Annotated in this window: 8 protein-coding genes; 4 read left to right on the plus strand and 4 right to left on the minus strand. The window is 73.1% G+C overall.

Features of this window, described 5'->3' with window-relative positions; genetic code table 11:
• Nucleotides 1–137 precede the first annotated feature (137 nt).
• Complete coding sequence (locus ABTZ17_RS34920) at nucleotides 138–1,124, plus strand: NAD-dependent epimerase/dehydratase family protein (RefSeq protein ID WP_352199831.1); 987 nt, start codon at nucleotides 138–140, stop codon at nucleotides 1,122–1,124.
• A 55-nt stretch (nucleotides 1,125–1,179) separates the two neighbouring features.
• Here ABTZ17_RS34920 and ABTZ17_RS34925 read toward each other — a convergent pair whose 3' ends face one another.
• From ABTZ17_RS34925 to ABTZ17_RS34935, 3 genes are all read right to left on the minus strand, one after another.
• A complete protein-coding gene (locus ABTZ17_RS34925; RefSeq protein ID WP_502994965.1) occupies nucleotides 1,180–2,832 on the minus strand; it encodes a chitinase in 1,653 nt (550 codons plus the stop codon).
• Between the two features lie 339 nt (nucleotides 2,833–3,171).
• The gene (locus tag ABTZ17_RS34930) at nucleotides 3,172–4,380 is read right to left on the minus strand and encodes a DUF2306 domain-containing protein (protein WP_352199833.1); all 1,209 of its coding nucleotides are present in this window, start codon (nucleotides 4,378–4,380) and stop codon (nucleotides 3,172–3,174) included.
• Nucleotides 4,381–4,531: 151 nt separating this feature from the next.
• Entirely contained in the window at nucleotides 4,532–5,047 is a 516-nt protein-coding gene (locus tag ABTZ17_RS34935; protein WP_352199834.1) for a PadR family transcriptional regulator, read from the minus strand.
• A gap of 128 nt (nucleotides 5,048–5,175) precedes the next feature.
• Between ABTZ17_RS34935 and ABTZ17_RS34940 the strand changes: the two genes are divergently transcribed.
• Nucleotides 5,176–5,535 carry a zinc ribbon domain-containing protein YjdM gene (locus ABTZ17_RS34940; protein ID WP_352199835.1) on the plus strand — a complete coding sequence of 120 codons (360 nt, stop codon included), beginning with the start codon at nucleotides 5,176–5,178 and terminating at the stop codon, nucleotides 5,533–5,535.
• A 181-nt stretch (nucleotides 5,536–5,716) separates the two neighbouring features.
• Entirely contained in the window at nucleotides 5,717–6,223 is a 507-nt protein-coding gene (locus tag ABTZ17_RS34945; protein ID WP_352199836.1) for a hypothetical protein, read from the plus strand.
• Nucleotides 6,224–6,307: 84 nt separating this feature from the next.
• On the opposite strand, the gene ABTZ17_RS34950 is transcribed toward ABTZ17_RS34945, so the two are convergent.
• On the minus strand, nucleotides 6,308–6,667 hold the full coding sequence (locus ABTZ17_RS34950) for a hypothetical protein (protein WP_352199837.1): 360 nt from the start codon (nucleotides 6,665–6,667) through the stop codon (nucleotides 6,308–6,310).
• Between the two features lie 693 nt (nucleotides 6,668–7,360).
• Between ABTZ17_RS34950 and ABTZ17_RS34955 the strand changes: the two genes are divergently transcribed.
• Nucleotides 7,361–8,281, plus strand: a complete 921-nt coding sequence (locus ABTZ17_RS34955) for a serine hydrolase (RefSeq protein ID WP_352199838.1) — start codon at nucleotides 7,361–7,363, stop codon at nucleotides 8,279–8,281.
• Nucleotides 8,282–8,332 lie beyond the last annotated feature (51 nt).

Consider the following 8,332-nt stretch of genomic DNA (forward strand, 5'->3'; position numbering starts at 1 on the left):
TACCCGGTACGCGCACCGGGGGCCCGCCCCCAGGGCGGCGCGCGTCCCCCGGTTCCGGGTTCCGCTCTCGGGCGAAGACTTCCGCTGACGGTGAAGCGGCCCCCCGCGGCGCGGACCGGCCGTGTTTCAGTGACCCCATGGAGATCTTGATTCTGGGCGGAACGGCCTGGCTGGGCAGGGAGATCGCGGAGCGGGCACTGGAACGCGGGCACCGCGTCACCTGCCTCGCCCGCGGGGAGAGCGGAGCGGTGGCCGAGGGCGCCGAGCTGGTGGCCGCGGACCGGTCCGCGGAGGGGGCGTACGCCGCCCTGACGGACCGGGACTGGGACGCCGTGGTGGAGGTGTCCTGGCAGCCCGGGTTCGTGGACGGGGCGCTGGCCGCGCTCGGCGGCCGGGCGAAGCACTGGACGTACGTGTCCTCGGTGAGCGCGTACGCCTCCCAGGCCGTGCCCGGGGCCGACGAGTCGGCGGCGCTGCTGCCCGCCACCGCGAAGCGCTCCGTGGAGCGCGAGGAATACGGCGAGGCGAAGGTGGCCTGCGAGGAGCTCTCGCGGGCGGCCGTGGGGGACCGGCTGTTGATCGCCCGGGCGGGCCTGATCGGGGGCCCCGGTGACCACACGGGCCGCACCGGGTACTGGGCGGCGCGTTCCGCCCGGGAGCCGGAGGCCCCGCTGCTGGTGCCCGACACCCCGGGGCTGGACACCCAGGCGGTGGACGTACGCGACCTGGCGGACTGGCTGCTGGACTGCGCGGAGCGGGGCACCACCGGCACCTACGACGCGGTGGGCCCGATCGTGCCCTTCGGTGAGTGGGTGGAGCTGTCCCGGCGGCTCGGCGGACACACCGGCCCGGTGGTGCGCGCCGCCTCGGAATGGCTGTTGGAGCACGAGGTGGCGCAGTTCATGGGTCCGGAGTCGCTTGCCCTGTGGACCGCCGACCCCGACTACGAGGGGTTCTGTTCCCGGACGGGCGCGGCGGCCGCGGCGGCCGGGCTGCGGCACCGGCCGCGGGCCGAGCTGATCGGCGGGGCCCTGGAGTGGGAGCGGTCCGCGGGCCTGGACCGGGAGCGGCGGGCGGGGCTGAGCGCCGCCCGCGAACGGGAGCTGCTGGCGGAGCTGGGCTGAACACGGGCGCGGCCGACCCCCGGAAAGGGGGCCGGGCCGCGCGCGGTGGGTCGGGTCAGCCGGTGAATCCGGCGGTGATCCGGGTGAACTCCCAGTCGGACTGGGCGATTCCGGAGCAGGTCTCCTGGAGGCCGCCGCCGGGGCAGCCGCGGTCGCGGTTGACGGACCAGAAGGCCAGCCGGGCGATGTGCCGGGCGTTGGCCCAGTCCCGGATGTCGGTCCAGTTCTTCACGGTGGTGGTCTCCCCCGTGTCACTGACGCCGTTCATGCCGGAGATGCCGATGTGGGAGTAGGCGGTGGCGTCGTTCCAGCCGAAGACCGACTTGAGCTTGGTCTTCAGGCCCTCGGTGGCGCTGACGGTGCTCGCGTACATGTCCGTGGAGGCGTTGCCGAAGTCGAAGGGCATGATCGTGAAGACGTCGATGCCCGCGTCCAGGGCCTTCGCCTGCTCGATGAGGCGGTTGCCCCAGCTGGTCGGGCCGCTGGTGCTGGTGCCGAAGGTCAGGATCGTCTTGATGCCGGGGTTGTTCTGCTTGACGATCTTCAGGGCGCCGAGGACGCGGTCCTGGACCACGGCGTTCTCGAACTCGTCGGTGTTCTCGATGTCCACGTCGATGGCCTTGAGGCCGTAGGCGTCGATGACCTTCTGGTAGGCGCCGGCGAGGGCGGCCGCCGAGGAGCAGTTGGGGCCGAGCTTGTTGCCCTGCCAGCCGCCGATGGAGGGCACGATGTCCCCGCCCGCGGCCCGGATGGCGTTGATGGTGCTCTGGTCCACGCCGCCGGTCAGCGGGCGCTGGCCGTCCCAGGCCGGGTTGCAGCCGCCGGAGGAGAGGATGAAGGCCATGGTGAACCACTTCACCCCGGTGGCGTTCATGACCGTGGTCGCGCTCGGCGGGTTGCCCCAGCCCAGGTAGAGGTAGGGCGCGGCCTGCTTGAAGCCGGGGGGCGGGTTGCCGGTGGGGTCCGTGGTCACGGTGACCGGACCGGAGGCCGGGGAGGTGTTCCCGGCGGCGTCCCGGGCCCGCACGGTGAAGGTGTACGGGGTGTTCGCGGTCAGACCGGTGACGGTGGCGGAGGTTCCGGTGACCGTGGCCGCCTTGACCGTGCCCTGGTAGACCTCGTAGGAGGTGACGCCGGTGTTGTCGGTGGCGGCGTTCCAGGTCAGGGAGACGCTGGAGGAGGTCTTGCCCGCGGCGGTGAGCGCGGTCGGGGCGGTCGGCGGCTGGGTGTCCACCGGGCCGGGCCCGCCGGGGCCGTCGAGGCTGATGTCGTCGGCGTAGTAGGTGCCCTGCCCGTACCAGCCGTTGACGTAGATCTCGGCGCTGGTCTGCGAGGCTCCGGTGGTGAAGGAGACGCTGAGCTTCTGGTAGCCGGCGGCCGAGGGCGTCCAGGCGGAGGAGGCACCGGTGACACCGAGGTAGACGTAGTTGCCGCGGACCCATCCGCTGAGCGTGTAGGCGGTGTTGGGCTGGACGGCGACCGTCTGGGTGCACTTGGCGTTGTCGGCGGCGCCGGCCGCTCCGGCGAGGGCCTTGGTGCCCCCGTGCACGGGGGAGCCGACCACGGAGCCGAGTCCGCCGCTACAGGACCAGCCGGAGAGGCTGCCGCTCTCGAAGTCGCCGTTGGTCAGGACGTTCGCCCCGAAGGCCGGGGCGGGGGCGTGCAGCACGGCGGCGGCGCCGAGCAGGCTCGCTCCGAGCACGGACACCAGGCGGGTGCGGGTACCGGTGCGGGGACGGGCGGCGCCGGTGCGGTGGCGGGTTCGCAAGGGAGAACCTCCAGGAAGTGGGGCGCGGCACGGGCGGGCGGTGCGCGCAGCGCTGGGCGTGCCGCCGTGGGGGGAGGTGCTGGTACCGCAGCCGCCGGGCCCACGGCTCCCGTTCGCGGGGCGGGACGGTGGGCCGGGGCGTGCGGTGACTGCCGCGTGGCCGGGAATCTATTGCGCCCTCTCCGCCCCCGTCAACAGGTCTGGACCAATAGGTCGGGACTTGTGAAAACTTTGCAACCCGACTTCCCACGGGCGCCGTTGCGGGAGCACGGTGGTGCCTCACGCCACGGACGCGGGCGCCCCCGGATCGGCGGCCACCGGGCCCGGAACGGCGCCGGGCGCGGCAGCCCCGCAGCGCTCCCGGCGCCGCTCGCTCAGGACCCGCAGGCTCAGCACCCAGGTGGCCGTGACGGCGAGCACCCCGCAGCCGATGCCCGCGCCCGCGGCCCACGCCGTCGTCCGATCAAGCCCCACCGGACCTTCGAGCAGGAGGGCCGCGGCGCAGGAGAACACGGGCGCCAGGCACAGGGCCGTGAGGTGGAGCCGCCACTCCTCCCGGGCCCCGGCCCGGCCCTCCCGTCCGGCCCGTCGGTGCCGGAGCACCATCAGGGCGTGGGTGAGCAGGTACGGGACCAGGTACCCGGCGAGCAGCCGACGGCCCGGCGCGCCGGACTCCGACAGGACGCGGCCGATCGCCACCAGACCTGCGGCGCCCAGCAGGTGGGCGACCACCAGGAGCGGGCCGGGGACCCAAGTGCCGCGCGGCGCGCCGAGGCCGGCCGCCCCGGCACGGCCCTCCAGGGCCCGGGAGGCCACCAGCGCCCCGAGGACGACCAGGGAGCCCAGGTGCATGGTCGCGATCCGGTTGACCTCCTCCATCGGGACCCCCGGCAGCAGGAGCGGCAGCACGCCCCATTCGAGGCGCAGCAGCGGCGCCGTCATCAGGAAGCCATAGCAGAGCAGCATCCAACGCTGGTGGAGCGCGGGCAGGCCCGCGAGGGCGGTCAGGATGCCGAGGGTCACGCTCAGGACGGTGCCCACCAGGATGGCGGTGAGGGCGACCCAGAAGGCGGCACCGCTGAAGGCGTCCGCGGGCGGGGTGCGGACCAGGTACACGGCGGCCGCCGCCATGGCCGCGTAGACCGTGAGGGCGAAGAGGAACCCGGCCGCCCGGTGCGGGCGGACCCGACGGCGGACGGCCGTGACCAATTGGAGCGGTCCGAGGAGCATCAACAGCCCGCCGAGGACCGAGTGCACGATCAGCGGCAGCAGGCTACGGCCGTAGGGGCCGATCCGCGTCTCCAGGGCCTCGCGCACGTACTCCGGCGAGACCACCCGTCCGAGCAGCCACTCCCCCACCGCCGGGGCGCCCGGACGGGCGTAGGGCCACAGCTCGGTCATGGCCACGGGCGCGTAGGCCACGCCCAGGGCCAGGACCACGATGACGACGGCCCGCCCCCGGCCGCCGCGTTCCCGGAACTTCGCCATGGTTCCCCCCACGCCTCGACGACCGACCGACGATAGTCATGTTTGGACTATCGCGAAGGTAGGGCCGGGCGCGGCCGGGGTCAACCGGTCGGGAACCACCACATGACCGACGGGTAACCGGAGTTGCCGCCCCGGACGGCTCCGGGGCCGGTCAGCCCTCGCGGGCGGCGGCCCACTCCCAGAAGTCGGTCATCATCCGCTCGTAGCGGATGCCGAACTCCAGGGCGCCCTGCTGGCCGGGGGTGAGCTGCTCGCCCACCGTGTCGGAGAGCTCCCCGTACTCCGCGAGGATGCGGCGGTGTTCGGCGAGCTGCACGGGCGCCAGCAGGCGGGGGTCGGCGCCGAACCACAGCTTGAGGATGCCGTGTTCGCGGGCCTCCACCGGGGTGAAGGCGGGGTCGGCCAGCCAGTCGGCGAGGGCGCTCCGGCCGGCCTCGGTGAGGTTCAGCTGGCGCCGGTTGCGGCCGCCCGCCTCGCGCGTCTCCGTCACCATGCCCGCCTTCACCAGGCGGTCGCAGTGCGCGTACACCTGGGCGTGGGGCACCGACCAGAAGGGTGCGACGGTCCGGGCGGCCTCCACCTTGACGTCGTACGGACTGGCCCCGCCCAGTCCGTCGATGATGCCGAGGACGAGGTAGGAGGCCGTGGTCAGGCGCGGTTCAGGCATGGCACCGACGCTATCCCGGAGCCGCGCGGGCCCGCCGGTGGTCGGCCGCACCCGCCCCCGAAACCGCCCGTCGACCGCCGGTCGACCGCCGACCCCGGACCCGGCAAAACCTGCCGTATCCTCGCGGGATGACCGAAAACACCCTTCCGCCCTGCCCGGAGTGCGCCGGCACGTTCACCTACCCGATGGGCGCCCTGCTGGTCTGCCCGGAGTGCGGGCACGAATGGGGCGCCGGCGGGTCCGCCCCCGAGTCCTCGGAGCCGGGCGAGCGCGTGATCAGGGACTCGGTGGGCAACGTGCTCGCCGACGGGGACACGGTCACCGTGGTCAGGACCCTGAAGGTGAAGGGGAGTCCGGGCGGGATCAAGGCCGGGACCAAGGTCCGCAACATCCGTCTCGTGGACGGGGTGGACGGCCACGACATCGACTGCCGGATCGAGGGGTTCGGCGCGATGCAGCTCAAGTCCGCCGTGGTGCGCAAGGCCTGAGGCCTCCCGACGGAGGCACCCGCGGGCCTCTTCAAGCCAGGCATTGACTTGTGCATGACACTTCAAGGTCCTTGTGTCACTCTCCCGTCGCAGCCCGGTCCGGAAGCGGCCGCGGGCCCGCCGCGCGGGCCGCCGCGACCCCGGACCGCCCCCCTCGCAGCACATGCCAAGGAGGAACGACATGCGCAGGAACTCCCGGCTCGGCGCGGTCCTGCTCGCCGCGGTCTCCGCGGTGGCCTTGGGCACCGGCGCCCCCGCGGGCGCCGCCGGCCCCGCCGCCGACCAGAAGCTCGACGGGACCATCCTGGTCTCGGGCAGCACCTGCACCTGGACCGGCGCGTCCACCAGCGCGCTGCCGCCCGGCGCCCTCAGCGTGGACCGCACCACCGTCAACCGGCCCGGCGGGAACCTCTCCTGTACCGGCGGGATCACGGCCACACTGGACAACAACCCGGTCTTCACCTTCGACGACGCCGCCGGCACGGCCCGCACCGACGCCATCGACATCACCGGCAAGCAGAGCTTCATCTCCTGCCGGTACCGGGCCTCCGGCATCGTGTGGGACCGACAGACCGGCACCCGCACCTATCTGAACCGCGCCTTCACCGCCACCAAGACCTCGGGCAGCTTCCTCTGCCCGGGCTCGGTCACCACCCCCGCGGGCGGTGCCTCGATGCTCTTCCGCTGAGGCGGCGGGGCGCGCTCCGCGGGCCGGCGGGATTCCGGGCGGCACCGGAAGGAACGGCCGGATCCCGTCGGCCCGGCGCGGGCGTCAGCTGGAGGTGACGGTGGTCCAGCCGCCGTCCCGGACCACGGAGAGGTCCTCCAGGACGGCACCGGACTCGCTCTCGCGGGAACAGTCCTCCGCCGTGAAGAAGCGGAGCTCCACCTCCCCGCGCCACCAGGTGTCGTGGACGTAGGCCTCCTCGCCCGGGGTGCGCCAGCACACGTCCACCACCCGACCGTCCGCGCCGATCCCCCTGATCAGCACCGACGCCGTGTCCCCGACCCGGTCCACCAGGCGGATGCGGCTTCCGCCGCCCTCCTGCGAGGTGAACGAGACCCCCAGCAGGACGGCGGTGGCCAGTCCCGCGCAGAGCGCACCGGCCCGGAGCCCGCTCAGGTCGTACATGTGCCCTCCCCTCGGTCGGGCCGCGGCCCCACCGAAACGAAACGGTCCGTTCCGGCGCCATGCTACGGCTCCGCCTCATGCCCGGCCGCCGGAGCGCGACCGCACCGACCACTTTCGGCCGTGCCCGCGGGGGCGGGCAAGGGCGCCTCCGGGACGGGTGGGGAAACGGATGCTCGGCCACCGGAAAACCTCCCGGTCACGGAGGGGAAGCACGGGGACCCTGCGGAGGATTCCCTTCCGCGGGAGCGGCCGGAAGGGAATGCGCATGCCCTATGAATTTCGGCCTAACGCCCTGCCGTTTGGCTGAAATTCATGTAATCCTGTGACGGCGATGACCTTCCCACTACCCCCGGTGGCGAGGTCAGATGGCCCTCGTCCCTGTGCCCCCACGGGGACGGGGGCCCCGCCTTCTTCCGGCCCCCACCGGCCGCGCGGTCCCGTGCCCTCCGCACCGTCCGCGACCCCGCCCACCGCCCCGCCCGCCGCTCCCCCGGCCGTCGGGGCGGACGCCGTTCCGGAGGCCGTTCCGGGCTCGGGAAGGGTCCACCGACGCCGCCCGCGAAGGGGATCCCGGCTCTCCGGAACCTCTTGAACACGTTTGCGTAACGGCTACAACCATTCGGGTCCGGGCGGAGTCATGTCGGTGGAGCACGCGGGGGCGTGCTCGACCGAACAAGGGGATGGGAAGCTTCCATGAACCACCGGATATCCCGGCGTGCCCGTGTGCTCTCGGCGGGTGTCGCCGCCGGAGTGCTCGTACCGCTGGTGACCGCCGCGGGACCCGCGGCCGCCGCCACGCCCCAGGTCGTGTGCACCTCTGCCAAGGCGGGCCTCGCGGCGAAGCTCACGAAGGACATCACGGCCGCGATGAAGAACCGCAAGGGTTCCGTGGCCGTCGGGCTGTACGACCGGAAGACCAAGACGACCTGCTCCTTCCGGACCACGACCTCGTACGACTCGGCGAGCGTGGTGAAGGTGACGGTGCTGGCCACCCTGCTGTGGGACGCCAAGAAGACCAACCGCTACCTGACGCAGCGCGAGGTCGACCTCACCACCGCCATGATCACCAAGTCGGACAACGACTCCACCAGCGCGCTCTGGCGCCAGCTCGGGGTCACCAAGGTCAAGGGCTTCCTGACGGCCGCCGGCATGACCAAGACGGTGCCGGGCTCGGGCGGCTACTGGGGCCTGACGCAGATCAACGTCCAGGACGAGCAGAAGCTGCTGTCCCTCCTCACCGCGAAGAACACCGTGCTCAGCGACAACGCGCGGGCCTACGCGCTGAAGCTGATGAACAAGGTCGTGGCCTCGCAGCGCTGGGGCACCCCGGCCGGGGCGCCCTCCACGGTGAAGGTGCACGTGAAGAACGGCTGGCTGCCCCGGGCCACGAACGGCTGGCGGGTCCACAGCGTCGGCGCCTTCCAGGGTGGCGGCAACGACTACTACCTGTCGGTGCTGACCCAGGACAACGCCTCCATGGACTACGGCGTGGCCACCATCCAGGGCATCGCCAAGGCCATCCACAAGGGGCTGGTCCCGACCGCGGCCGCGCCGCAGCGGTACACCCCGACCACCGTGCCCTCCGAGGTCATCCCGCCCCTCCCGGCGGGCTGACCGGACCACACCCGGCACGTCGGCGGGCCCGCACGACCTCGGAGGTGGTGC

The sequence above is a fragment of the Streptomyces sp. NPDC097619 genome (assembly GCF_040302735.1).
Lineage (GTDB): Bacteria > Actinomycetota > Actinomycetes > Streptomycetales > Streptomycetaceae > Streptomyces.

What these genes read in the sequence shown, in the direction of transcription:
- ABTZ17_RS34920 (WP_352199831.1), top strand. Translation starts at nt 138, where the DNA reads ATGGAGATCTTGATTCTGGGCGGAACGGCCTGGCTGGGCAGGGAGATC.
- ABTZ17_RS34930 (WP_352199833.1), bottom strand. Translation starts at nt 4,380, where the DNA reads ATGGCGAAGTTCCGGGAACGCGGCGGCCGGGGGCGGGCCGTCGTCATC.
- ABTZ17_RS34935 (WP_352199834.1), bottom strand. Translation starts at nt 5,047, where the DNA reads ATGCCTGAACCGCGCCTGACCACGGCCTCCTACCTCGTCCTCGGCATC.
- ABTZ17_RS34940 (WP_352199835.1), top strand. Translation starts at nt 5,176, where the DNA reads ATGACCGAAAACACCCTTCCGCCCTGCCCGGAGTGCGCCGGCACGTTC.
- ABTZ17_RS34945 (WP_352199836.1), top strand. Translation starts at nt 5,717, where the DNA reads ATGCGCAGGAACTCCCGGCTCGGCGCGGTCCTGCTCGCCGCGGTCTCC.
- ABTZ17_RS34950 (WP_352199837.1), bottom strand. Translation starts at nt 6,667, where the DNA reads ATGTACGACCTGAGCGGGCTCCGGGCCGGTGCGCTCTGCGCGGGACTG.
- ABTZ17_RS34955 (WP_352199838.1), top strand. Translation starts at nt 7,361, where the DNA reads ATGAACCACCGGATATCCCGGCGTGCCCGTGTGCTCTCGGCGGGTGTC.